General features: G+C 71.7%; 21 protein-coding genes and 1 pseudogene. 5 read left to right on the top strand and 17 right to left on the bottom strand.

What is annotated here, in order from left to right; translation table 11 throughout:
* Window positions 1-411: 411 nt before the first annotated feature.
* The 4 genes from AB0F81_RS21195 to AB0F81_RS21180 all read right to left on the bottom strand — a co-directional run bounded on the left by AB0F81_RS21195 (window position 412) and on the right by AB0F81_RS21180 (window position 4037).
* A complete protein-coding gene (locus AB0F81_RS21195; RefSeq protein WP_360199726.1) occupies window positions 412-693 on the bottom strand; it encodes a GlsB/YeaQ/YmgE family stress response membrane protein in 282 nt (93 codons plus the stop codon).
* An 81-nt stretch (window positions 694-774) separates the two neighbouring features.
* Entirely contained in the window at window positions 775-2655 is a 1881-nt protein-coding gene (gene lepA, locus AB0F81_RS21190) for a translation elongation factor 4 (protein WP_360199724.1), read from the bottom strand.
* Window positions 2656-3051: 396 nt separating this feature from the next.
* A complete protein-coding gene (locus tag AB0F81_RS21185) occupies window positions 3052-3498 on the bottom strand; it encodes a VOC family protein (RefSeq protein ID WP_360199722.1) in 447 nt (148 codons plus the stop codon).
* 5 nt (window positions 3499-3503) lie between these two features.
* Window positions 3504-4037 (bottom strand): DUF4240 domain-containing protein, encoded by a 534-nt coding sequence (locus AB0F81_RS21180; protein ID WP_360199720.1) that lies wholly within the window; start codon window positions 4035-4037, stop codon window positions 3504-3506.
* A gap of 88 nt (window positions 4038-4125) precedes the next feature.
* Here AB0F81_RS21180 and AB0F81_RS21175 point away from each other — a divergent pair, with 88 nt between their 5' ends.
* Both AB0F81_RS21175 and rpsT read left to right on the top strand, forming a co-directional pair.
* Window positions 4126-5100: a phosphotransferase gene (locus AB0F81_RS21175; protein ID WP_360199718.1), complete on the top strand. Its 975-nt coding sequence runs from the start codon at window positions 4126-4128 to the stop codon at window positions 5098-5100.
* A 173-nt stretch (window positions 5101-5273) separates the two neighbouring features.
* Complete coding sequence (gene rpsT, locus AB0F81_RS21170) at window positions 5274-5540, top strand: 30S ribosomal protein S20 (RefSeq protein ID WP_196420515.1); 267 nt, start codon at window positions 5274-5276, stop codon at window positions 5538-5540.
* 1555 nt (window positions 5541-7095) lie between these two features.
* On the opposite strand, the pseudogene AB0F81_RS21165 reads toward rpsT, so the two are convergent.
* From AB0F81_RS21165 to AB0F81_RS21150, 4 genes and pseudogenes are all read right to left on the bottom strand, one after another.
* Window positions 7096-7350: pseudogene (locus AB0F81_RS21165) on the bottom strand (hypothetical protein); the annotation flags it as partial.
* A complete protein-coding gene (gene holA / locus AB0F81_RS21160) occupies window positions 7347-8330 on the bottom strand; it encodes a DNA polymerase III subunit delta (protein WP_360199732.1) in 984 nt (327 codons plus the stop codon). The pseudogene AB0F81_RS21165 and the gene holA, both read right to left, overlap by 4 nt.
* A gap of 468 nt (window positions 8331-8798) precedes the next feature.
* A complete protein-coding gene (locus AB0F81_RS21155; RefSeq protein WP_360199715.1) occupies window positions 8799-10964 on the bottom strand; it encodes a ComEC/Rec2 family competence protein in 2166 nt (721 codons plus the stop codon).
* 566 nt (window positions 10965-11530) lie between these two features.
* Window positions 11531-12214 (bottom strand): ComEA family DNA-binding protein, encoded by a 684-nt coding sequence (locus AB0F81_RS21150; protein ID WP_360199730.1) that lies wholly within the window; start codon window positions 12212-12214, stop codon window positions 11531-11533.
* Window positions 12215-12977: 763 nt separating this feature from the next.
* Between AB0F81_RS21150 and AB0F81_RS21145 the strand changes: the two genes are divergently transcribed.
* Both AB0F81_RS21145 and AB0F81_RS21140 read left to right on the top strand, forming a co-directional pair.
* On the top strand, window positions 12978-13760 hold the full coding sequence (locus tag AB0F81_RS21145; RefSeq protein ID WP_360199713.1) for a putative protein N(5)-glutamine methyltransferase: 783 nt from the start codon (window positions 12978-12980) through the stop codon (window positions 13758-13760).
* 43 nt (window positions 13761-13803) lie between these two features.
* The gene (locus tag AB0F81_RS21140) at window positions 13804-14856 is read left to right on the top strand and encodes a hypothetical protein (protein ID WP_360199711.1); all 1053 of its coding nucleotides are present in this window, start codon (window positions 13804-13806) and stop codon (window positions 14854-14856) included.
* Here AB0F81_RS21140 and AB0F81_RS21135 read toward each other — a convergent pair.
* From AB0F81_RS21135 to pepN, 7 genes are read right to left on the bottom strand one after another with little or no spacing between them, the layout of a single operon-like run.
* The gene (locus AB0F81_RS21135) at window positions 14853-15701 is read right to left on the bottom strand and encodes a DegV family protein (RefSeq protein ID WP_360199709.1); all 849 of its coding nucleotides are present in this window, start codon (window positions 15699-15701) and stop codon (window positions 14853-14855) included. The genes AB0F81_RS21140 and AB0F81_RS21135 overlap by 4 nt on opposite strands.
* A 29-nt stretch (window positions 15702-15730) precedes the next feature.
* The gene (locus tag AB0F81_RS21130; RefSeq protein WP_360199707.1) at window positions 15731-16120 is read right to left on the bottom strand and encodes a hypothetical protein; all 390 of its coding nucleotides are present in this window, start codon (window positions 16118-16120) and stop codon (window positions 15731-15733) included.
* A gap of 35 nt (window positions 16121-16155) precedes the next feature.
* A complete protein-coding gene (locus AB0F81_RS21125) occupies window positions 16156-16788 on the bottom strand; it encodes a histidine phosphatase family protein (RefSeq protein ID WP_360199705.1) in 633 nt (210 codons plus the stop codon).
* Window positions 16785-17219: a ribosome silencing factor gene (rsfS, locus tag AB0F81_RS21120; protein ID WP_360199703.1), complete on the bottom strand. Its 435-nt coding sequence runs from the start codon at window positions 17217-17219 to the stop codon at window positions 16785-16787. The genes AB0F81_RS21125 and rsfS overlap by 4 nt, the downstream gene beginning before the upstream one ends.
* 40 nt (window positions 17220-17259) lie before the next feature.
* Window positions 17260-17865 (bottom strand): nicotinate-nucleotide adenylyltransferase, encoded by a 606-nt coding sequence (gene nadD, locus AB0F81_RS21115; protein ID WP_360199701.1) that lies wholly within the window; start codon window positions 17863-17865, stop codon window positions 17260-17262.
* Window positions 17866-17879: 14 nt separating this feature from the next.
* Window positions 17880-19382 (bottom strand): ATP-binding protein, encoded by a 1503-nt coding sequence (locus tag AB0F81_RS21110; RefSeq protein ID WP_360199699.1) that lies wholly within the window; start codon window positions 19380-19382, stop codon window positions 17880-17882.
* Window positions 19383-19441: 59 nt separating this feature from the next.
* Window positions 19442-21937, bottom strand: coding sequence for an aminopeptidase N (pepN, locus tag AB0F81_RS21105; protein ID WP_360199697.1), 2496 nt, complete (start codon window positions 21935-21937; stop codon window positions 19442-19444).
* A gap of 214 nt (window positions 21938-22151) precedes the next feature.
* Here pepN and trpS point away from each other — a divergent pair, with 214 nt between their 5' ends.
* Window positions 22152-23117, top strand: a complete 966-nt coding sequence (trpS, locus tag AB0F81_RS21100) for a tryptophan--tRNA ligase (RefSeq protein ID WP_360199695.1) — start codon at window positions 22152-22154, stop codon at window positions 23115-23117.
* Here the strand turns inward: trpS and AB0F81_RS21095 are convergent.
* The gene (locus tag AB0F81_RS21095) at window positions 23106-23558 is read right to left on the bottom strand and encodes a GNAT family N-acetyltransferase (protein ID WP_360199693.1); all 453 of its coding nucleotides are present in this window, start codon (window positions 23556-23558) and stop codon (window positions 23106-23108) included. The genes trpS and AB0F81_RS21095 overlap by 12 nt on opposite strands.
* Before the next feature lie 58 nt (window positions 23559-23616).
* Window positions 23617-25113 (bottom strand): GTPase ObgE, encoded by a 1497-nt coding sequence (gene obgE / locus AB0F81_RS21090; protein WP_360199691.1) that lies wholly within the window; start codon window positions 25111-25113, stop codon window positions 23617-23619.
* Between the last annotated feature and the right edge of the window lie 48 nt (window positions 25114-25161).

The raw sequence follows: 25161 nt of genomic DNA, 5'->3' as shown, positions 1-25161 counted from the left end.
GTTGTTGACAAATCACCTCCTCTGCCGCCCTCGAACTCCACCCCCCACCCCCACACGTCAGCGGGCGCAATGCTTGGTGGCTGCGGTTGAGGCGCTTCTTGCGGGGTGTGGGAACGGCTTGCGGGGATTCGGGAACGGCTTGCACGCGCCGGAGGAACAGCTTGCGAGGGCCGCAGGAACAGCTTGCAAGGGTCGCGGGAACAGCTTGCGAGGGTCGCGGGAACAGCTTGCGAGGGTCGCGGGAACGGCTCCGCAAGGGCTTTGGGAACGGCCCGTAAGAGGGCTTGGGAACGGCTCGCGGGGGGCTTGGGAACGGCTCGCGGGGGCTTGGGAACGGCTCGCGGGGGCTTGGGAACGGCGAAACGCCGGCCCGCGGGGGCGGGACCGGCGTTTCTCTCGCGTGCGCTGCGATTACCGGGTGAGGCGGCGACGGCCACCGACACCGGCGACCAGGGCCACACCGATCGCGGCCAGGACCACCTGGAAGAAGAACTCGATCCAGTCGAAACCGCGGGTGTCAGCGACACCGGCGGCCCGCGCGATCACGGTGCCCAGCAGGGCCGCGACCACACCGACGACCATGGTCAGCCAGATCGGGATGTTCTGCCGGCCCGGTACCACGAGCCGGCCGAGCGCACCGATGACGAGGCCGACGATGAGAGCGACGATGATGCCGGTGAGCGTCAGTTCCATGAGGTTCCTCCTCGGGGGTGGAGCAATGGGTTGCGTCCGTCGAGCCCCTGTGTTCCCGAGCCCCCGAGAAATCAAACCGCCCTATTTCTTTCCGGACCCCTTAGGGTCAGCGGCCTCGGAAGTGGACAGTGCGGCGATGAAGGCCTCCTGGGGAACCTCCACCCGGCCGACCATCTTCATCCGCTTCTTGCCTTCCTTCTGCTTCTCCAGCAGCTTCCGCTTCCGGCTGATGTCACCGCCGTAGCACTTCGCGAGCACGTCCTTGCGGATCGCCCGGATCGTCTCCCGGGCGATGATCCGGCTGCCGATCGCGGCCTGGATCGGCACCTCGAACTGCTGCCGCGGGATCAGCTTCTGCAGCTTGGCCGCGATCGTCGTGCCGTAGGAGTACGCCTTGTCCTTGTGCACGATCGCGCTGAACGCGTCCACCGGCTCACCGTGCAGCAGGATGTCGACCTTCACCAGGTCGGCCACCTGCTCCCCGGAGGGCTCGTAGTCCAGCGACGCGTACCCCTTGGTCTTGCTCTTCAACTGGTCGAAGAAGTCGAAGATGATCTCCGCGAGCGGGAGCGTGTAGCGCAACTCCACCCGTTCGGAGGACAGGTACTCCATGCCGAGCAGGCTGCCGCGGCGGCTCTGGCACAGCTCCATCACGGCGCCGACATACTCGTTCGGCACCAGGACGGTGGCACGCACCACCGGCTCGTGGATCTCAGCGATCTTGCCGGTCGGGAACTCACTCGGGTTGGTGACCACCGTCTCCTTCGCGTCCTCGGTGATCACCTGGTAGACCACGTTCGGCGCGGTCGAGATCAGGTCCAGGCCGAACTCGCGCTCCAGCCGCTCGCCGATGATCTCCAGGTGCAGCAGGCCGAGGTAGCCGACGCGGAAGCCGAAGCCGAGCGCGGCCGACGTCTCCGGCTCGTAGGTGAGCGCGGCGTCGTTCAGCTTCAGCTTGTCGAGGGCGTCGCGCAGCGCCGGGTAGTCCGAGCCGTCGATCGGGTAGAGGCCCGAGTAGACCATCGGCTTCGGGTCCTTGTAGCCGCCGAGGGCTTCCTTCGCCGGCCGGTTGTTGCCGGTGACGGTGTCGCCGACCTTCGACTGGCGGACGTCCTTCACGCCGGTGATCAGGTAGCCGACCTCGCCGACGCCGAGCGCGGTCGCCTTCTCCATCTCCGGAGAGACGACGCCGATCTCGAGCAGCTCGTGCACCGCACCGGTCGACATCATCTTGATCCGGTCGCGGGCCTCGATCCGGCCGTCGATCACACGCACATAGGTGACGACCCCGCGGTACACGTCGTACACCGAGTCGAAGATCATTGCGCGTGCCGGGGCGTCGGCGACGCCGACCGGCGGCTGGAACTGCCGGACGATCTCGTCGAGCAGGTGGTCCACGCCGACACCGGTCTTGCCGGAGACCCGCAGCACGTCGGTCGGCTCGACGCCGATCAGCTTGGCGAGTTCCTCCGCGTACTTCTCCGGCTGCGCGGCCGGCAGGTCGATCTTGTTGAGCACCGGGATGATGTGGAGGTCGTTCTCCATCGCCAGGTACAGGTTGGCGAGGGTCTGCGCCTCGATCCCCTGCGCGGCGTCGACCAGCAGAATCGCGCCCTCACAGGCGGCGAGGCTGCGGGACACCTCATAGGTGAAGTCGACGTGCCCCGGGGTGTCGATCATGTTGAGCACGGCGGTCTCGCCCTGCTGAGCGCCCTCGCGAACAGTCCAGGGCATGCGCACGGCCTGCGACTTGATGGTGATGCCGCGCTCGCGTTCGATGTCCATCCGGTCGAGGTACTGCGCGCGCATCTGGCGCGGGTCGACCACCCCGGTGATCTGCAGCATCCGGTCGGCCAGCGTCGACTTGCCGTGGTCGATGTGGGCGATGATGCAGAAGTTGCGGATGCGGCTGGGATCGGTCGATCCGATCACGTTCACGCCGGGGTCGAGCGGTCCAGGCACGGTCTTCCGTTCTTCTCGGGCTGATCTTCGCGGGCTGATCTTCCAGGCCGGCTCACACCGGCGTCTTCCTCACCGGCTTGACGCCGGCGTCCTTCCAGGCCGACCTGCGGCCGGCGTCTCTGCTCGCCGGCTTGCGGCTGGCGTTCGCGCTCCCGGCGAGACGGCTTCCGCGCAGCCCTGGCGGGCTGGCGCTTCGCCCGGCCCGCGCAGGCTGGCTTCCGCTCGGCCCGGAAGGGCGGCGACACCGACGGCCAAGCCGGCGCCTCCTATCGTCCCACGTCCGCGCGGGGCGGTCCGATCACACCCGTTCCAGCGGCCCGCACGGACCCGGCGGCGACCGGATCCCTGGGACGAATCAGCCCACGACGGAGCACAACGGCCAGGACTCGGCCAGCCTCAGGTCGCGGCGTCGCCGAACGAGAGCAGCGAGCCCCGCTCGTCGAAGACCGCGCCACCGGCCCAGGCGATCTCCCAGCGGTTGCCCTCGGGGTCGGCGATGTAGCCGGACCTGCCGCCCCATGGTCGGTCCACCGGCGCCGCGACCGGCACCGCCCCGGCGGCCACGGCTTCACGAAAGGCCGTGTCGACCTCGTCACGACGGTCGACGTTGCAGGCCAGGGTCATACCGGACCAGTCACCGACGCCGGCCGGGCCGCTCGGCACCGCCTCCGCCCGCAGATCGGTCAGCGGGAAGATCGCCAGCAGCACACCGCCGAGCAGGAACCCGGCCCACTCATCGCTGCCGCCCGGCAGCTCCGGCCAGCCGAGCGCCCGGTAGAAGGAGCGAAGAGTCCCGACCTCACGGGCGCCGAGCGTCACGACGCTCAGCCGAGCGGGAACCATCTCGATCACTCCGGCGGCTCGAGAAAGAGGGCGGAGAGCCGCGGGAGCCGGCGGCGCATCTCGTCCTCGTTGTCGAAGTCCCACAGGTCGGCGACCTCCGGGCGGGTGCGTGGCCGGTCGGCAGCCGGGAGTGGCTCGCCGGTCGCCTTCTCATAGGCCCGCGCGGCGATGGACAGCACCTCCTCGGCCTCGAAGACAGCACCGTTCTCCGCCGCGGCGCGCACCGCGGGCATGCCGGCCAGCACGTCCGGCGACTGGACGGAGGCGGCGACGGCCTTGCGGCCGTGCGCCACGAGCCAGCCGCGGAAGCTGTCGAAGCCCTCCTCGGTGCAGCCGCCGTTGATCAGATAGGCCGCGGCCCACAGGTCCTCGGTGCCGGACGCGGCCAGCACCTTGTCGAGGTGCCGGCCCCAGGCGACGATCTCTTCCGGATCGCGCGTGGCCAGGTCGGCGACGGCCCGCTCGGCCACCTCGGCGGGCGAGGCGGGCCGGTCCACGGTGGCGCGGTCGATGACCGCCCAGAAATCGTCGGTTCTCATGCCTGCGATCCTCCCAGCCGGGTACGACAAATCCAGGCCCGCCCGGTGCGCATGTCACGGTAGGTCGTCGGCACGACAGGATGGGTACATGCGGCCGATCACGTTGCCCGACGTACCGTACGACGCCACCGCCGTACGTCCCGATTGGTCCGATCTTCCGAAGCGCGTGCGGACTGCGATCGCTGCGCGCCTCGGCGCGCCCGTCACCGCCGCGCGCAGCGCAGGCGGCGGCTTCACCCGCGCTTTCGCCGCGGTGCTCAGCACCGCGGCGGGCACCAGCGCCTTCGTCAAGGCGGCGCCGCTGCGGGATCCGACCTCCGAGTGGTACGCCCGTGAGCACGCGATCACCTCAGCCCTCCCCCTCGGGGTGAACGCCGCCCGGCCCAGCTGGACGCTCGTCGAGGCGGGGTGGTTCGTCCTGTGCCTGGAGACGATCGACGGCCGGATCCCGGCACTGCCCTGGTCCCCTGCCGACCTGGACGCCGCCCTCTCCGCCTGGGCCGGCGCCGCCGCCGCACTGGCCGATCCCGGACCCGACCTGCTCGCCGTGGGGCTCCCCACACTGCCGGACATCCTGCGCGCCGAGATGTCGTGGTGGTCACTGATCGAAGCCGGCCACGAACCGATGCCGCCGACCGCGCACGGCACCGTCGCCCCGCACCGCCTGGCCGAACTCGCCGCCCTGGAACGCCGGCTGCCGTCGCTGACCGGCGGCTCCGGGATGTGTCACGGCGACCTGCGCGTCGACAACGTCCTGATCGACGCCTCCGGCAAGGCCTGGCTGTGCGACTGGACCTGGCCGTGTCTCGGCGCACCCTGGTACGACACGGTGACCCTGCTCATCAGCGCCTACGCCAGCGGCGCCGACGTCGACGCCCACCTCGAGCGATGGCACCCACCGGCGGAAGGTGTCGACGCCGCCCTGGCCGCGCTCGCCGGATACTGGCTGGTGCGCGCGTCCGACGGCCCCAGCAGCGCCTCTCCGCACAGCCGGCAGCATCACCGGTTCAGCGGCGGGCAGGCCCTGGCCTGGCTCGCCGAACGCCGAGGCTGGAACCGGTGATCAACGACTCCGGGCCGGAGCCGTTTTGGCGGCTCGGAGCGGTGCTGGTAGTCTGGCTCATCGCGTGTGGTGACACGTTCTCGTCGGCTGCACCGGCTCCCAGCCGGAACAGGCGACCGTGATAACCATCGCTTGAGACCATTTTCCGAACCTAGTCAGGACAAGGCTGTCGCGTGGCGAACATCAAGTCCCAGATCAAGCGCAACCGGCAGAACGAGAAGGCCCGTCTGCGCAACAAGTCGGTCAAGTCGTCGCTGAAGACCGTGATTCGCAAGCTTCACGAGGCGAGCGACGCCGGCAACACCGAGACGGCCACCGCGCTGCTGCGTGACGCTTCGCGTCAGCTGGACAAGGCTGTCAGCAAGGGCGTCATCCACAAGAACCAGGCGGCCAACCGCAAGTCGGCCATCGCCAAGAAGATCGCCTCGCTGTCTGCCTGATCCGTTCGGATCAGGTCACGGCCGCATGGACGCGGCCGCTGACACAGCTCGCCCCCTCCGGCGAGTCAGGCTTCAGTGAAAAGGGCACCGCCGGACCTTCAGGTCCGCAGCGGTGCCCTTTTCTGTTCCCAATAAGGTACGGGCGAGGCGCGCTCCGACCGTCGCAGCAGTACGCGTGCTCGACGCCCGTCATAGCAGCATCCAGGTGGCGGCCCAACGCCCCGTCGCAGCAGACACATGAGGCTGGACGCCGGTCGCGGCAGCATCCATACGCCTCAACGCCCGTCGTAGCAGCGCCCATGCGCCTCAACGCCCGTCGCAGCGGCTCGCGCGTGGCTCAAACCAGCCAGGGAGCTGTGCCCTCCTGCCCGGACACCGCGATGGCCGCGGACTATCCCGTGGCCGTCGCGCGACGGGCTTCTCCACTCGACCGCCACCGCGCTGCTCGCCGGTCACCGCAAGCGGTCCACGCCTCGCTCTCCGCAGAGATCCCGCTAAGGCGCTGTTCCCGCTGCTCAGCCCTTCCTGCCGCCACTCGCTACTCGTAGCGACGCGCGGCGGCCTGACGGGCGATCTGCTGCCGGATGTCCAACTGATCCGCCCAGGCCCGCCGGACCGGGCCAGCGCTCGTGGGGGACGTCCGAGTCGCGGCATCCTCACCCTGCGCCTGCCCATGGGGCGGATGCCCGTGGCCGGAGACCGGCATTGCGGCTGTCATCCCGGCCGGTGAGGTGCCGGCGAGTGGCTGCTCCCCTGGCTCCACCGAACGTTCCTGCCCGCCGGCGACCGGATAGACCGCGTTACCTGCCGGGGCATCCTCCCCGAACCGGCTTGTGGGCGCCTGCTGAGCAACCACCGGCCCGCCGTGGGTGGTTCCGATCACAGAAGACCCCGCGCCATACCGGTCAGCTGGGGCCTCGTCACGGAGGCCTGCGCCCAGCCCGCCGTAGCGGTACTCCTGAACCCGCCCGGTCACAGTTTCGTCCTGGACCATCGCGCCGTAGCGATCCGCCTCGGCCTGCCCCACCACAGTCTCGTCGCGGAAGCCCGAACCCACCGCGCTGTAGCGATCCACCTCGATATGCCCAGCCGCCTGGAAGCCTGCCTGGAATCCGCCAACCGAAGGCGCCGCCTCGCGGAAGCCCCCGTCAAAAGAGCCGTAGCGGTCAGCCTGGGGCTGCCCTGCCGGAGCTTGCTCGCGGAAACTCTCGTCCAGAGAGCCGTAGCGATCCGCCTGGGGCTGCCCTGCCGCGATCTGGTCGCGGAGGCCCGCCGCGCCATACCGGTCTGACTGGGCGTGTCCCTCGGCGGCCTCGCCGCGGAAGCCTGCACCCGGCACGCCGTAGCGGTCGGCGTGGGCTCGGGCTGCGGCCGCCTTGTCGCCGTAGGTGGCGGCGAAACGGTCAGCCGGCGAGTAGGCAGCGTCCGCGGCGCCGGACACGCTCCGAGCGGCGGGCTCGGCGGCCGGGCTGCCGGAAGCCGGCTGCGATGTCGCGCCGGCATAGGGCATTGCGGCCGGGCGCAGCACGGAGGCTCGCGCCGTGGTGGGCGCCGCGGATGGGGCCTGGACGAACGTGCCGGCGACCAGGTCGTTGAACTTGACCATCACGGCCACCGTGACCGGCAGCACCAGGACGCCCCACCAGCTGACCAGCTCGGCCAGGGCCAGCAGGATGCCCAGCACCACCGCACCCTCGAGGAAGACGAAGCAAAGCAGCCCGCTGGGCGCCAGATGCCGCAACCGCAGCACCCGGGCGTAGAGAGGCTGGGCGGCGGTGCTGGCACGGCGTGAGCGGATCGTCCGGGTCAACGGGCACCGCCGTCCCGCCGCGCTGTGGCCACCGCGAAGATCGCCTGCTCAAGGGCGTAGCCGCGGTCCTCAGCGCCGCCCTTCACGGCCGCGTTGCAGTCGGCGGCGGCGCGCATCGCGTCGGTCAGGCCCTCCGGCGTCCAGCCGCGGCTGCGCTCCTGAGCCCGCTGGATCTTCCACGCGGGCATGCCCAGGGTGCTCGCCAGCTGATAGGGGTTGCCCCGACCGGCGGACGCCACCCGAGCGACCGTACGCACACCGTCGGCCAGCGCGTCCGCGATCGGCACCGGGTCGACGCCGACGTGCAGCGCCCAGCGCAGGGCCTCCAGGGCGCCTGGCAGGTCGCCGACCATCGCCGCGTCGGCCACTGTGAAGCCGCTGACCTCGGCGCGCCCCTTGTAGTAGCGCGCGACGACCGCCTCGGTGATCTTGCCGTCGGTGTCGGCGAGCAGCTGCGAACAGGCCGCCGCGATCTCCCGGAGGTCGTTACCGACCGCCGCCAGAAGAGCAGAGGCAGCGGCCTCGTCGCACCGGGCGCCGTTGCGCCGGAACTCGTCCCGCACGAACCCGATGCGCTCCCGATCATTCTTGAGCTTGGCGGCCGGCACGACGGTCGCCCCGGCAGCGCGCAGACCGTCGGCGAACGCCTTGCCTTTCGCCCCGCCCAGGTGGGTGACGATCAAGGTCACGTCGGGGTCGGGGTTCTTCGCATAGGCCAGCAGGGCCGCGGTCAGGTCCTTGCGGGCGTCCTGACCGCTTCGGATCACCAGGACACGCCGCCCGCCGAAGAGCGACGGGCTCAGCATCTCGGCCACCTCGCCGGCCATCAGCGCGCCCGCCTCGTATTCCCGGACGTCGGCACCGGGGTCGGCCGCCCGGGCAGCGTCCACAGCCGCGGAGACGGCGCGGGCGGCGAGCAATTCCTCATCGCCTTGGACGAGCAGCAACGAGGGGGGCGGCACAGAGTTCACGCGCAATATCGTCGCACGGTGCACCGACAAGTCCGCGCGGCTCACTCCTTCGCGCATGGACGCCGATCACCGAATGCGAATCCCGACATATCGTCCGCCGGGGATGACTAGCCGCCCGTAAAGTCAGTTGCTCAGGTCCGATGCTCGCGTGGCGCTTTGCAGCCGTTTAGTCCGTTATTGACCTGGATGAGGCATGCAACCGCGCAGCTCGCGTCCTTGAGCCGGGCGTGTCGCACAGCTCCGGCATGAAGCTCGCCCTCAAGCCCGGAGCCGCAGAACGCGTCCCAAGGCGCGGATGCCCCGCAGAGTTCGCCCAAAGGCGCGGAGCCCCGCAGGACTCACCCCAAGGGGCAGAGCCTCGCAGAACTGGTCGCAAGGCGCAGATGCCCGCAGAACGCGTCTAAAGACGCGAAGCGCCGAAGAACTCGCCCCGAGCCGGCGTAGAGGCTCGCAGAACTCAGCCTTCAGCGCAGGCCCTCACTTCGCCGGGGGATCGCCACGGGCGGCGACCGCCAGCCCACTTCCCGCGATCACCGCCGCCACGTCCCCCGACTCGTCGGTGCGCACGATCCGCGCTCCGCCGCGGGCCAGCCGCGCCAGCACAGCCGGGTTCGGGTGCCCGTAATCGTTGTCCAGGCCGACTGACACGAGCGCGACCGCAGGATTCACGGCGTCCAGCAACTCCGGCGCCTGCAGTGCGCTCCCGTGGTGGGCGACCTTCAGCACGTCCGCTCGCAGCCCGTCCACTCCCAGCTTCCCCACCAGATCGTCCTGCTGCTCGATCTCCGCATCCCCCGGCAGCAGCACGGACCGGCCACCGAACGTGGCCCGCAGGATCAGCGAGTTGTTGTTCGGATCGGAGTTCGTGCCCCGCATCGGCTCGATCGGGCCCAGCACCTCCACGCGCAGACCGCCGATCTCGTACGCCCAGCCCGGCCCGACCGCCCGCAACGGCGTCCCGGCCCGGGCGGCTGCCGCCTCGACGTCGGCCCGGCCCCCGACCGGCTCCGGCCAATCCGGGCCGATCACCGCGGCCACCTCCCGGCCACGGAACACGCCGGCGACCCCACCGATGTGGTCGGCGTGGAAGTGACTGACCGCCAGCAGCACCACCTGCCGGATGTCGAGGCGGCGCAGGCAGTGGTCGACCGCGTTCGGTTCCGGGCCGGCGTCGATCACCACCGCGCGGCCCGATCCGGCGGGCAGCACGACCGCGTCCCCCTGCCCCACCGCGCAGGCGACCACCAGCCAGCCCGGTGGCGGCCAGCCGGAGGCGAGAATCCGCACCGGCAGCGATCCGAGCATCGCCGCGAGCGCGACCACGGCTGCCAGCCGGCGTACGACGGCTCGGCGCGCCGCGACCAGGAAAGCAAGGGTGAGGACCGCCAACAGGAGACCACCGGCCGCACCACCCGGCCAGGGCAGCGCACCGGCCGGCACCCGGGCGCCGGTGCGCGCGACGAGCACCAGCCATTCGGTCGGCCAGTGCCCCAGCCATGCCAGGAACTCGGCGCCACCCGGCCACACCGGGGACAGCACGGCCGCGCCGACACCGAGCAGCGTGGCCGGCGCGATCGCCGGCACCGCGACCAGGTTGGCGGGTACCGACACCAGACTGACCGTCCCGGAGAGCGCGGCGACCACCGGCCCACAGGCAACCTGGGCCGCGGCCGGCACGGCCAGCGCCTCGGCCGCGCCGGACGGGAACCCACGCCGCCGCAAGCCGTCCCGCCAGGCCGGCGCGAGCAGGAGCAGACCCGACGTCGCCAGCACCGACAGGGCGAAACCGGGGTCCGCGGCCAGTTCGGGATCCGCGATGATCAGGACAGCCGCACCCGCCGCCAACGCCGGCACCGCAGCCCGTGGACGCCCGGTCGCCAGGCCCAGGAGTCCGATGGCGCCCATCGCGGCGGCCCGGACCACGCTCGGCGACGGCCGGGCCAGGATGACGAATCCGGCCAGCGCGACAGCGCACACGCAGGCGGACAGCACCGGCCCGGCTCGAGCCCGCCGCACCAGGAAAAGCACCACGCCCAGGACGATGGCGACGTTAGTGCCCGATACCGCCGTTAAATGTGTCATTCCGGTCGTGCGGAAATCTTCCTCCAAGGCCGGATCGAGGCGGCTGGTGTCCCCTACGACCAGGCCGGGAAGAAGCCCACCGGACTCGTCCGGCAACGGCTCGCACGCCAGTTGGAGTCCGGCCCGCAGCACCCCGGCGGCTCGCTGCGCCCAGGAGGACTGCCCAACCGGCACCGGCGGCTTACGCGCCGAGATCACCGCGGCTCGCAGATCTCCCGGTCGCGGTGGCATGAGACGCCCGGCAGCGGTCACCCGCTGCCCGGGCAGCAGCCCACGCCATCCCGGATCAGCCCCGAGCACCAGAGCGCGAGCAGACAGCCTCACCGGCGCTTGTTCCTCGGCCCGGACGGTACGGAGTTCGACCGCGACCAGGTACGTCGGCGGCCCCGCCGACCGGGGCAGCAGCCGCGGATCATCCCGCACGACCACCTCCACCTCGACCGGCTCCCCGGCCTCGATGAGCGCGACCAGCGCGTCGGCCTCGCGCACGGACATCCGCGCCCCGGTCGCGATCGCCCCACAGCCGATCCCCAGCACCACCGCCACCCCGATCCAGCGCACCCCCAAGCCGCGGAGCCACGCCGGAAGCCCGAAACGCCGCCCCGCCCTGCTCGCGCGGGAGGAAGGGGCCTCGTTCGCGCGGGAGGAAGAGGCAGAGCAGGTGGGGGCCGCAGCGGGATTGGAGGACGCGCTCGAGGCGGCGGACGACGTGGAAGAAGACGTGGATGAAGCAGTAGAGGTGAAGGAGGCCGCCGACGGCACGGCAGGAGTGGAGGAGGACGCAGGCGGCGAGGCGGGAGCAGAAGAGGACGCATCCGGCGGGGCAAGGGCCGAGAAAGATGCAGGCGGCGAGGCGGGAGCAGAAGAGGACGCAGCCGACGGGGCAAGGGCCGTGGAAGACGCAGACGGCGAGACGGCAGCCGAGGAGGAGCGGCCCCGGCGCCAGGAGCGGAGCTGCGGGAAAAGGAGCACAGCCGCGGCGGCAAGGGCGAAAGCGCCCAGCAGGACGCCGGGGACGGCGGCGAGATGCAGGGCGGCCAGGGCGGAGAGCCAAGTTCCCACGGTGAAGCCGGCCAGCCGGAGGTCCGGCACGCGGGGATCCTCGCGGTGGGGCGTGCCGGCGCGCATCAGACGGTCACCAGGTCTTTGAGCTGCTCATAACGGGCGTCGCCGATGCCGTCCACCTTGCGGAGGTCGCCGACGGCGCGGAAGCCGCCCTGGGCGTCGCGGGTGTCCAGGATGCGCTGGGCGAGCACCGGGCCCACGCCGGGCAGGCGGTCGAGGTCGGCCAGGGTCGCGGTGTTGAGGTTGACGAGCGCGCCGGCGGTTCCCGGTGCGGCGCCGCCGGAAGGAGCGGCGCCGGGAGGAACAGCGCCGGGAGGAACAGCGCCGGGAGGAACGGAAACGCCGACCATGATGAGTTCGCCGTCGGTGACCCGGCGGGCCAGGTTGAGCGTGGCCACGTCGACGCCGGGGTCCGCGCCGCCGGCGGCGGTCAGTGCGTCGGCCACTCGGGCGCCCGGTGCCAGGCGGACCAGGCCGGGCTTGCGCACCTTTCCCCCGACCGCGACGACCACCTCACCCGATGCGCCTGACGGGGCGGGGGAAGAGATGCGCGCTCCGGTGCTTGCGGTCACATCGAAGACCGGTGCGACCTGATCGACCCGCGGCCGCGCGCGCCACGCCAGGAAGGCCGCGACCAGCACAACGACGACGGCCACCGCGGCGAGTGCCCGGACTCCCGGCCGGCCGGGGTCCACGGCCTGCAGCCAGGGTCGCCGCTCGCCGCCGAAGGCGCCCTCCCCACTCAGGCGCGAACCGGACTCCGCCTGCTCCACGCCGGGCCCGTCGGGCACACCGGGATCTCCAGCGAGACCCGGTGCACTAGAGGCATCAGAGCGGCCACCGGTCAGGCCCAGCGCACCAGGGGATCCACCAGAACCAGCAACATCCGGCGCAGCAGAAGACACCACATCTCCAGCACCAGAGACAGCCTGCGCAGAGGACCCCAAACCCCCAACACCCGGCGCACCAGAAAACCCCAAGCCCTCAACACCAGCGACACCCGGCGGACCAGAGGACGAGCCCAAACCCCCAACAGCACCAACACCCGGCAAACCCGGAGAGTCGAAGGCGGCAGCACCGGGACGCCCGGCCGGGCGCAAGCCCCCCGCGCCCTCCCAGGGATAGGCCTGCGGCGCCTCGACCGGCCCCGGCCACAGATCAGCGAACCCGGCCCCCACCCCCGAGAACGCTCCGGAAGCGCCGTCGCCCGGCCCAGCCCCCGAACCACCCCCGGACCGCCCGAAAGGGTGACCACCACCCTCCGGCTCCTCCTCCGACCAGGCCGGAATGATCTCGGCCCAGTCGAGCGGCCCACGATCCCCCACCAGCTCAGGCCGCTTGCGGTCGAGCACCGCCCGCAGCCGCGCCTCGACGGCCTCACCGCTATCCTTCGCCTCTCGCACGCCCCCGAAGTTAGGAACTCCGCCGCCGCCCCGCCCGCACCCCTGTGGACAGCCCGGCACTGTGGACAACCCCCACAGCCGCCCTTTCCTGTGCTAAGGACTGCCTGTGACTACGACCGATGCGACCGCGGCGGCCACCCGGAGGCTGCGGGCCGCAGGATGCGTCTTCGCCGAGCAGGAGGTGGCTGTGCTCAGGACCGTCGCCGAGCACGACGCCGCGCTGTCCGCCCTGGTCGAGCGCCGCGCCGCGGGCGAGCCACTGGAGCAGGTGGTCGGCTTCGCCGACTTCTGCGGCGTCCGGGTCACCCTCCGCCCCGGCGTCTTCGTCCCCCGCGTGCGCAGCGAGCTGCTGGTCCGCCTCGCCACCGCGGCCGCTCCGCCGAACGGCCTGGTCGTGGATCTCTGCTGCGGTTCCGGCGCGCTCGGCCTGGCCGTCCGGCACCAGCTGCCCGGCATCGTCCTGCACGCCGCCGACATCGACCCGGTCGCGGTTGCCTGCGCCCGCGACAATCTGGGCGACGACGACGTCCATCAGGGTGATCTTTTCGCAGCGCTCCCGGAAGCGCTGCGCGGGCGGATCGACGTGCTGCTGGCGAACGTGCCCTATGTGGCGACCCCGCACCTCGCGTTCCTTCCCGCCGAGGCACGCGAGCACGAGCCGCGGATCGCTCTCGACGGCGGCGACGACGGTCTCGCCGTGTTCCGGGCGGTCGCGGCCGAGGCCGCGGACTGGCTCGCCCCGACCGGACTGCTGCTCTCGGAGATCACCGAGGCACAGGCGGCGATCGCGGAGCCGATCGCCGCCGGGAACGGATTGACGGCCACCGTGGTGACCGACGATGATCTCGACGCCCGCGCGATCATCGCCCGGCCGGCCCGGCGGCGATAGGGCACTCGACAGCGGAACTGCGAGGCGCGAGAGGACAGACGTCGTGGGCCTCATTCGGAGGATCGCCCGGGCCCGGTTGGCCGCCCGGGTGATCCGGCGTCTGCGCCGGGCGGGAGTCACCGACGCCCGCTATCACTCCCGGGCGTTCGAGATCCGCTTCACCGCGCCCGGTGACGCCGAGCCGAGCATCCTGCAGCTCGAACCGCTGCTGGCGAAACGGCCCCGGCGCCAGGCCGTCGACGATTTCGTGGCCGGTCTGCTGCGTACCCCCGGTCTGCCGGAGGCGTGGGCCGAGGCCGCGCCGCTGTTGCGGCCGGTGCTGCGCGGCGTCGCGCCGGGCGCGCCGCTGCGCCGCCCGGCCTGGCCTTTCCTGTCCGAGTTCGTCGTGGTCGATCAGCCGGACACCATGACGTACGTGACAGCCACCCAACTGTCCGCCTGGAGCGTCTCCGCCGACCGGGTCTTCGCCAGGGCCCGCGCCAACCTCCCCGGTGCGGTGCTGCACGGCACCGCGAACGGCCCGACCGTGGTGCGGTTCGTCGATGACGGCGACGCCTACTGGACCTCGCATCTGCTGCTGGAGGGCTGGCTGGGCCGGCTGGCCGAGCAGGTCGGCGGTGTCCCGGTGGCCTTCGCCCCGGAACGCGGCACCCTGCTGGTGGCCGCGGACGGCAGCGATCATCTGCCCGGCCTCTTCGCCCAGGCCGAGGAGTGCTTCCTGAGTTCGGCGCGCGGGCTGACCCCGATGGCCTACGTGAGCGACGACGACGGCTGCACGGTGCCCTACTCGGCGCCGCCCGGCCATCCGCTGCACCATCTGGTCCGCCGGGCCGAGCGGGTGCTGGCGGTCCGCGAGTACTCCCGGCAGGCCGAGGACTCCCCCGCCACGTTCGCACCGCTCACGCTGGTCGCGTCGGAGCGGGACGGCTGGCGTACCCGGGCGGTCTGGGAGCGGAACGCGCCCACCCTGCTGCCGGAGGCCGACGAGGTGCAGCTCGGCGACCGCCTGGTCCCCTGGCCCGAGCTGGAGCCGCTGCTCGAGCGGTCCGGCGAGTACCCGTCCCGCTGGTCCGGCCGGGCCTGGCCGGAGGCCTAGCCGCGGCGGTGCACGACCACGCCGGCCAGGCCAGGGCCGGTGTGCGCGGCCACCACGGCGCCCACCTCGGTGAGGTAGCAGTCCTTGAGCCGTTCACCGAGCCGCATGCTGATCGCGTCGACCAGCGCCGACGCCCGGTCGGGGGTGCCCAGGTGGTGCACGGCGATGTCGGCCTCGCCGTCGCCGGCCGCCTCCACCGCCAGGTCGACGAGGCGGGTGAGGGCGCGGCCCGCGGTGCGGACCTTGTCGCGGACGACCACGGCGCCACCGAGGACGTGCAGGATCGGCTTGACCGACAGGGCGGTGCCGACCAGGGCGGACGCCGCCCCGATCCGGCCGCCGCGGCGCAGGAACTCCAGCGTGTCGACGTAGAAGAGGGTGCTCACCCGCTCCGAGTGCTCGACCGCGGTACGCCGTACCGTCTCGAGGTCTTCGCCGCGTGCCGCGGCTGACGCCGCGGCGAGCGCCGGGAAGCCCAGCCCCATCGCGGCCGTTCCGCTGTCCACCACCTGGACCTGGGGGCCGATCTCGGCGGCCGCCAGCTGAGCGGCCTCGAACGTGCCGGACAGTTTGGCGGACAGGTGCACGGAGACGATGCCGTCGGCGCCGGCGTCGAGCAGCCGCCGGTATTCCGCGACGAACTGCGACGGCGCGGGCCGGGACGTGCTGACGGAGGCACGGCGTGTGCCGAGGGCCCGGGCGACCTCGGCGGGCGAGATCTCCAGGCCCTCCAGCCCGTCCCAGCCGTTGATGACGACGGTGAGCGGAACGATGGTCAGCTCATACGTGCCGCCGAGTTCGGCCGGCAGGTACGCCGTGGAGTCGGTCACGACCGCGATGGTCATGCACGCAAGGTACTTGATGAAGCCACCGGTCAGTTGGCGGCCACCGAGGTGACCACGAACGGCTCGCCCTGCATGCAGGTGGTCATCATGCCGCTCTCCGGCCGGCCGGTGACCGTGACCGTGCTGCCGACCTTGACGGATTTCTCCATCGTGTCGTCCTCGAAGATCAGCAGGTGCTCGACGCCGGAGCCGGTGAGCAGCAGGCAGCCGGGCTCCACGCCCGCGGTGACCGTGCCGGTGACCGTGGTGCCACCGGCCGGGGCCGGTTTGGTCGGGGCCGCTTCGGTCGGGGGGACCGACGGAACAGCCGACGGGGATGTGGCCGGCGCGGGGGCACCGGGGTCGACGGTGTTGTTGTTCGCACAGCCGGCGAGGAACGCCAGGAGCAGCGCGGCGGGGACAACGCTTCGACGGTTCATGGTGCTTGGACGCTACCGGATCCGCGGTGGTTCCTTCAGACCGGCGGGGGCACCGGCCGGTCCGCGAGGACGCCCACGTTGTACGCCGCCAGCTGCCACCCGCGCACCGGGTCGTCGGTGAGCTCCACCCAGTGGCAGTTCTGCAGGGCCCGCAGCGTCCGCAGCTGCTCGCGCGGCCAGCCGAGCAGGTGCCCGACCCCCTGCCGGGCCGCGGCGCCGTGGGTGGCGACCACGACCGTCTGACCGTCCGGCACCAGCCGGGCCGCGTCCTGGATCGCCTCGGAGACCCGTTTACCCAGGTCGTCGAGGGTTTCCACGTCGCCGCCGACGACGTCCTCGCCGGCGGTCCACCGGGCGTGCTCCTGCGGGCGCTGCTCGGCCACCTCGCGCATGGTGAGGCCCTGCCAGGCGCCGAAGTAGCGCTCCCGGAGCCGGTCGTCGGTGCCGACCGAGAGGCCGGTCAGCGCGGCGAGCGCGGCGGCGGTGTCAGCGGCCCGGCGCAGGTCGCTGGAGACGATCGCGGCCGGGCGCATGCGCACGAGCAGTTCCGCCGCCTCGACGGCCTGCCGCCGGCCGAGGTCGTTGAGCGGCACGTCGGTCTGTCCCTGGACGCGGTGCCCGGCGTTCCAGTCGGTGTTGCCGTGCCGCCAGACGATGACCCTCGTCACTGCGCGTCAGTGCTTGCCCGCGGCGGAAAACCGATGTCACCCCGGGAAGAACCCGCGTCGACCATGTCCCGGTCCACGAACGGGATGACCGGGCAGTCCTTCCACAGCTTGTCGAGAGCGTAGAACTCGCGCTCCTCGGTGTGCTGCACGTGCACGACGATGTCGACGTAGTCCAGCAGCACCCAGCGGCCCTGCCGCTCGCCCTCGCGACGCACCGGCTTGGCTTTCTCCGGCAGGTTGACGAGAGCTTCCTCGATGGCGTCGACGACCGCGACCACCTGACGCTCGTTCGACGCCGAGGCGATGACGAAGGCGTCGGTGATGTAGAGCTGGTCGGCGACGTCGATGACGGAGATGTCCTGCGCCTTCTTGTCGGCGGCGGCCTGGGCGGCCGTCAGCGCGAGTTCCAGAGCGCGTTCGGTGACGGGCAAAAGAGTCCCCTCGGAGTCGACTATCAGGAGTTCAAGCGTCTCACACCGGTGGCGTATTGCCCGAGTCCCGATAGAGGCCCCGCTTGTTGATGTATTGCACGACACCGTCGGGCACCAGGTACCAGACCGGCAGGCCGCCCGCCACCCGGTGGCGGCAGTCACTGGACGAGATCGCCATCGCGGGCACCTCGACCAGGGTCACGCTCTCCGGCGGCAGGTGCGCCTTGGAGAGCTCGAAGCCGGGCCGGGTGACGCCGATGAAGTGCGCCAGGCCGAGCATGGTCAGCGCGTCCTTCCACGACAGGATCCGGCCGAGCGCGTCGGCGCCGGTGATGAAGTACAGCTCGGCGGACTGCCCGTAGACGGCGCGCATGTCGCGCAGCGTGTCGACGGTGTACGTGGGGCCGTCCCGGTCGATGTCGGCGCGGCTGACGTGGAAGCGCGGGTTGGAGGCGGTGGCGATGACCGTCATCAGGTAGCGGTCCTCGGCCGGCGAGACCTTGCCCTTCTCGTAGGGCTGGCCGGTGGGGACGAACATCACCTCGTCCAGCTCGAAGCGGGCCTGGACCTCGCTGGCCGCGACCAGGTGACCGTGGTGGATCGGATCGAATGTTCCACCCATGATCCCTACGCGCTTACTGGACATTGGTGAAATATAGATCAACCGTCGAGGCGCTTACGAACCGCTGCGAGCAGGTCGTTCGCGGTGAACGGCTTGGACAGCAGAGCCACCCCGGGATCGAGCGTGCCCTGCGACGCCAGCACCGGCTGGGCGTAGCCCGACATGTAGAGCACCCGGGTCTGCGGCCGCGCCACCACCAGCCGCTCGGCCAGCTCCTTGCCGAGCATCCCGGGCATTACCACGTCACTGACCAGCAGGTCGATCTCGCCGTCGTGCCGGGCGGCGAGCTCCAGCGCCTGTGCCCCGCCCTCGGCCGACAGCACGCGGTAGCCCGCGCCGGTGAGGATTCGCCCGGCCACGTCGCGCAGCGCGTCCTCGTCCTCCACGACCAGCAGCGTCTCGCCGTGCCCCTCGGTGGCCCGGGCCCGCTCGGCGACCTCCACCGGCGCCACCGCGGCCCCGGCCGGCAAATGCACGGTCACCGTGGTGCCGAGCCCGACCTCGCTGGTGATCGCGACCTCACCGCCGGCCTGGGTGACGATGCCGTAGACGGTGGCCAGGCCCAGGCCGGTCCCCTCGCCGCTGCCCTTGGTGGTGTAGAACGGCTCGAAGGCGCGTTCCAGCACGTCGGAGGGCATGCCCCGGCCGCAGTCGACGATCCGCATCCGGACCCGGTCGTCGTCCCGGCCGGTGTCGATCACCAGGTTGCCGCCGGCGGGCATCGCGTCCCGGGCGTTGAGCGCGAGATTGAGCAGCAGCTGCTCGATCTGGCTGGGGTCGCAGGTGACCGTCGGCAGGTCCGGGTCGGGCCGGAAGATCAGCGTGATGTGCTCGCCGAGCGTACGGCGCAGCAGCTCCTGCGTGCCGGTGATGAGCGCGTTGAGGTCGACCGGCTCGGGCCGGACCACCTCGCGCCGGGCGAAGGCCAGCAGCTGGTGGGTCAGGTCGGTGCCGCGTTTGCCGGCCCGGATCACCTGCTGCGCGTCGGCGGCGATCATCGAGACGTCCGGTTCCGGTGACTCCGCCTCCTCGATCACGAAGCTGGCGTAGTTGAGGATCACCCCGAGCATGTTGTTGAAGTCGTGGGCGATGCCGCCGGCCAGCTGCCCGAGGCTCTCCAGCCGCTGGCTGCGGTGGGCCTGCGCCTCGGCCTGCAACCGGGCCTTCTCCTGCTCGATGCGCGTCCGCTCGGTCACGTCGCGCACCACGGCGACGGCGAACCGGCCCTGCGGGGTCTCGATGATCGTGGTGGACGACTCGACCGGGAACTCGGTGCCGTCGCGGCGGCAGGCCGTGGTGACGATGCTGCCGATCGATCCGGGCGGGCTCTCGTCGAACAGCTTGCGCCGTTCCTTCCGCAGCGCCCGGGCCGCGTCGGTCATCAGGACGTCGACGGACTGCCCGACGAGTTCGCAGTGCGGCCAGCCGTACATCTGCTCGGCACGGTCATTGGCCAGCACGATCCGGTCGCCGTCGATGACCAGGATCGCGTCGGGCGCGGCCTGCAACAGGCCACTGGCCAACTCCTCGGACCACTCCACGCGTCCACCCCCGTAACCTCAGGCTACGAGTTCACGGGGGTGCGGACGGGCAGATCCGATCAACCCTGTGCGCGCAGCGCGCGGCGCATGTCGTCGTCGGCGTCCTGCACCACCCGGCGCAGGATCGGGTTCACGTCGGGCCGGGCCAGCAGCTCGGCGGCGAGCTGCCGGGTCCGGTCGGCGACCACCACGTCCGGGTACGCCGCCACCGCGGTCCGCTCGGCGCTCATCCCGCTGCGGACCCGCATCATCTCCGGCATCTCGGCGAAGTAGCGCTCGGCGTAATCCTGGAGCACGTCGAGCTGTTCCGGCTGCCAGAAGCCGGCCGCGGTGAGCTCGGCCAGCCGGTTCGACAGCGACGGGTCGCCGACCACCGCGGTCCAGGCGGTCTCCTTGGCGGCCGGGTCGGGCAGCGCGGCCCGGCACCGGGCCGCCCACTGTTCGCCGCTGGCGCTGCGGTCGGTGTCCAGCTCGGCGTCGATGGTGTCGTGGCCGGCCGCGCCGAGGACCGCGAGCCGGTAGAGGATCAGCCAGCGCAGGTCGGCGTCGACGGCCAGGCCGGGCGGCACCTCCTCCCCGGCCAGCCAGCCGCGCAGGCGGGCCACCTCGACGGTGGAGCCGATCAGGCCACGCGCCGCGGCGAGCTGGCACGACCCGCCGGCCGGGGAGGCGGCGAGCAGCCGGTCGGCGGCCTGTGCGATCAGTTCCAAGGCGGCCGGGCGGGCCTGCGGGGTGGCGTACCGGTCGACCAGGCCGCGGGTGGCCCGCAGCACGTCCTCGATGATCACCACCTCGGTCTCCACCGGCAGCGCGGCGAGGACCAGGGTGACCAGCTCGGCGACCGGGCGCTCGCCGTCCACCACGGCGTCCAGGGTGGCGGCCCAGATCACCGCGCGGGCCAGCGAGTCGTCGAGCAGCGGCAGCAGCATCGGCACGGCAGCCGCCGACTCCCCGTCCAGGCGGATCTTGGCGTACGTCAGGTCGCCGTCGTTGAGCAGCAGCAGGTCGGCCACCGGCTCACCGGCGAGCTCGGTGATCACGGTCCGGCCGGAGGCGTCCAGTTCCGCCTCGACGTGCTTGCGCCGGATCACGGCGCCGTCCGGGGCCCGGTCGAACAGGCCGAGCCCGATCCGGTGCGGGCGCAGCGTCGGGTGTTCCGCCGGAGCGGTCTGCACGACCGCGACCTCGGCGTAGTCCCCGCCGTCCCGGGCGATCTCGGCCCGCAGGGTGTTGACCTCGGCCCGGCGCAGCCACACCTCGGCCCATCCGGAGAGGTCCCGCCCGCTGGCCGTGGAGAGCGCACCGAGCAGGTCGGCGAGCGTGGCGTTGCCGTACGCGTGGTGGGCGAAGTGCGCGTTCAGCCCGGCCAGGAACGCCGTGTCGCCGAGCCAGGCGACCAGCTGCTTGAGCACGGCGGCGCCCTTGGCGTACGAGATGCCGTCGAAGTTGAGCTGCGCCTCGTCGGTGTCCAGGACCCGGGACGGCGCCACCGGATGGGTGGAGGGCCGCTGGTCGGCGCGCAGTCCCCAGGCCTTGCGCTGCATCGCGAAGGTGGTCCACGTGCCCCGGTAGCGGGTGGCCTCGGCGGCGACCCGGGTGCCGAGGTACTCGGCGAACGACTCGTTGAGCCAGAGGTCGTCCCACCACTTCATGGTCACCAGGTCGCCGAACCACATGTGCGCCATCTCGTGCGCGATCACGTTGGCCCGGTGCTCCCGCTCGCTCTCGGTCACCGCGGAGCGCGGGATCATCTCGTCCCGGAAGACCACCAGCCCGGGGTACTCCATCGCGCCGAAGTTGAACTCCGGCGCGAAGGCCTGCTGGTAGTGCTCGAACGGGTAGCGGATGTCGAACATCTCGTGGAACCGGTCCAGGCACTGCTTGGTGATCTCGAAGATCTCCGGCGCCTCGGCGTCCAGGTGCCGGGCCACCGAGGCCCGGGCGTAGAGGGCGAGCGGGATGCCGTCGTGCTCGTCGGTGAGCACGTGGTACGGCCCGGCGATCAGGCTGGCCAGATAGGTGGAAATCCGTTTGGTGGGCGCGAACTCCCAGCGCCCGCCGGTGCGCGAGACCCGGGTGCCGTTGGTGGCGACGATCCACTCCGGCGGGGCGGTGACGCTCACCCGGAACGACGCCTTCAGGTCCGGCTGGTCGAAGCAGGGCAGCACCCGGCCGCCGTTGTTGATGAACAGGTGCTGGTAGAGGTAGACGCCCCCGTCGGCCGGGTCGACGTAGCGGTGCAGGCCCTCGCCGTTGTTCGAGTACCGCATCACGGCGTCGACGATCAGCTCGTTGCGCTCGGCCAGGCCGGTCAGGTGCAGGCGCTCGCCGGTCCAGGCCGACTCCGGCACGGGTTCGCCGTTCAGCGTCATCGACCGGACCTCGACCGGTGCGAACTCCAGGAACGTCGCGGCGCCGGCCCGGGCCCGGAAGCGGGCCACCGTACAGGAGCGGAAGGTGTCGCCGTCCGCGGTGAGGTCCAGGTCGACGTGGTATTCGTCCACGTCGACCAGCGACGCTCGCTCAGCGGCCTCGGCACGGGTCAGGGTCGGCATGACGACCATCATGCCCGGCGGGCCGTGCGGGTCATGCGCTAACCTCGACCCGTGCGCGTTCTCAACCTCACCTGGTGGCTGCCCTGACGGGCGGCACACCTTCACGCGCGATCACTTCCGCGGCCGCCCCGACCGGGCGGCCGTGTTGCGTTTCACACCACACCACGATCTCCCGGTTGCCGGCGGTCACCCGTACCCCAGCAAGGAGATCATCATGGCACCCACCCGCCGCCTGACCGGCTTCCAGGCCACCGGCCACCTGCATCTCGGCAACCTGCTGGGCGCCTTGCGCCCGCTGATCGCGGCGCAAGGCGCCGCGCAGTCCATCGCGCTGATCGCGGACCTGCACGCGATGACCATCGAGCACAACCCCGCAGATGTACGGGCGTCAGCGCTCGAACAGGCCACCGTCCTGCTCGCCGCCGGGGTGGACCCGGAGCGCACCCCGATCGTGCTGCAGTCCCAGGTCCGTGAGCACACCGAGCTGCACTACCTGCTGGAGTGCGTGGCCGGCTTCGGCGAGGCGGCCCGGATGATCCAGTTCAAGGAGAAGTCCGCGGCCGGCGGCCAGGTCCGGCTGAGCCTGCTCACCTATCCGGTCCTGATGTCCGCCGACATCCTGCTCCACGACGTCACCCAGGTGCCGGTCGGCGAGGACCAGCGGCAGCACCTGGAGCTGACCCGCACCCTCGCCCACCGCTTCAACACGCGTTACGGCACCACGTTCACGGTGCCCGAGGGGGTTCAGCCGGAGTCCGCCGCCCGGATCATGGACCTGGCCGAGCCCACCGCCAAGATGAGCAAGTCGGCCGGCGCCGGCCGGATCGGCCTGCTGGACCCGCCCGAGGTGGTGCGCCGCACGGTCGCCCGCGCGGTCACCGACGAGTTCGGCGTGGTCCGCCGCGATCCGCAGCGGCAACCGGGCGTCACCAACCTGATCAACCTGCTGGCCGAGTGCACCGGCCGGGAGCCGGCCGACCCCGGCTCCTACGGCGCGCTGAAACGCGAGGTCACCGACGCGATCGAGGCCCTGCTCGCGCCACTGCGCGCGCGGCACGCCGAGCTCGCCGAGGATCCGGGGTACGTACGCGGAGTGCTCGCCGAGAGTGCGGAGCGGGTCCGCCCGACCGCCGCCGCGACGGTGCGGCGGGCCCGCGCCGCCATCGGCCTACTGGACTAACGCGGAGAGCCGCTTCTCGAAGCAGAGGCTCTGCGGGTTGCCGGCGTACTCGCCGAACGGCGGGATCTGCCGGTAGCCCGAGGACTGGTAGAGGGCGATCGCCGCGGGCAGGTGGGTGCCGGTCTCCAGCCGGATCACCGAACGCCCCGCGGCGAGCGCCTCCTCCTCGATCGCCACGATCATCTGCCGGGCCAGACCGCGGCCGCGGAAGGCCGGGCGCACGTACATGCGCTTGAGCTCGGCAACGCCGGGGGCCACGGCCTGCCACGCGCCGCAGGCCACGGCCCGGCCGTTCACGGCACCGACCAGATACGCCACGTCATCGTGCGGTTCGAATATCCGCATCCCCGTCCGAGCCCCGGCCTCCGCCAGTTCGCGCTGCTGAGCGGTGACGAGAGCGGCCAGTTCGGGGTCCAGGGCAGGACGGGATTCGATCAGCACACAGGTGACTCTAGGTGACAACTCTTGCCGAGGGGTTGCGCCGAACTGGCCGTTAGGCCTATTCGTCGGTGTCCTCGTCGTCGTTGACCAGCACCGGCACGTTCGCGTTCGCCACCGTGGAGACCGAACCGTCGGCCGCCATGTGCAGCACCTCGTCGTCGTTGCGGATCCGCCGGGCCTTGCGGGCGGCGAGCCGCTGCGCCGCGGAGGGCCGGGTGTCGAGCTCCTCGAGACGGGAGTCGGTGCCGCGCGGGCCGGAGACGTACTCGCCGGCGTTGGGCTGCCAGTCGAACTCCCGCTCGCCGATCCGCACCGGGTCGCCGGGCTGGGCGCCCTTCTTGGCCAGCTCCGCCTCCACGCCGAGCCGCTCCAGACGGTCGGCCAGGTAGCCGACGGCCTCGTCGTTGTCGAAGTTGGTCTGCCGGATCCAGCGCTCCACCCGGGCGCCGCGGACCACGAACACGCCGTCCTCGTCCTGCTCGACGGTGAAGCCGGCGTCGTCGACCGCCTTCGGGCGGATGACGATCCGGGTCGGCTCCTCGACCGGCTTGGCGGCGCGGTTCTCGGCGACCAGCCTGGCCAGCGCGAAGGTGAACTCCTTGAGACCCTCCCGGGTCACCGCGCTGATCTCGAAGACCTGGTAGCCGCGGGCCTCCAGGTCGGGGCGGACCATCTCGGCCAGGTCCCGGCCGTCCGGGATGTCGATCTTGTTGAGCACCACGAGCCGGGGCCGGTCCTCCAGCCCGCCGTACGCCGACAGCTCCGCCTCGATCGCGTCCAGGTCGGCCAGCGGGTCACGCTCGATCTCCGGCGCCGCCGCGTCCAGCACGTGCACCAGCACCGAGGTGCGCTCGATGTGCCGCAGGAACTGCATGCCCAGGCCCTTGCCGGTGGCCGCGCCCGGAATCAGGCCGGGCACGTCGGCGATGGTGAACGTCTCGTCGCCGGCCTGCACGACGCCCAGGTTCGGCACGAGCGTGGTGAACGGGTAGTCGGCGATCTTCGGCTTGGCCGCGGACATCACCGAGATCAGCGACGACTTGCCGGCCGACGGGAAGCCCACCAGGCCGACGTCGGCGACGCTCTTCAGCTCCAGCACGACGTCCAGCCGGTCGCCCGGTTCGCCCAGCTCGGCGAAGCCCGGCACCTTGCGGCGGGTGTTCGCCAGCGACGCGTTGCCCCGGCCCCCGCGGCCGCCACGGGCGACCTCGTACGACGTACCGTTGCCGATCAGGTCGGCCAGCACCTCGCCGTCGGCGGTCTGCACGACCGTGCCGTTGGGCACCTTGAGGACCAGGTCCTTGCCGTTCGCGCCGTCCCGGTTGGAGCCGGCGCCACCGCCCCCGTTGTTGGCCTTGACGTGCGGGTGGAAGTGGAAGTCCAGCAGGGTGTGCTGCTGCGGGTCCACCACCAGGGTGATGCTGCCGCCGTGCCCGCCGTTGCCGCCGTCCGGGCCGCCGAGCGGCTTGAACTTCTCCCGGTGCACGGAGACACAGCCGTGCCCACCGTCACCCGCCTGCAGGTGCAGCACTACCCGGTCGACGAACGTGGTCACTTCAGCACTCCCCTAGCCAAGAAAACAACAGCGGGCCGCGGACCCGAG

It is taken from the genome of Actinoplanes sp. NPDC024001 (assembly GCF_040638955.1).
Lineage (GTDB): Bacteria > Actinomycetota > Actinomycetes > Mycobacteriales > Micromonosporaceae > Actinoplanes.
The sequence above is the reverse complement of the archived record's forward strand: the minus strand, read 5'-3'. Positions and strand labels throughout refer to the sequence as shown.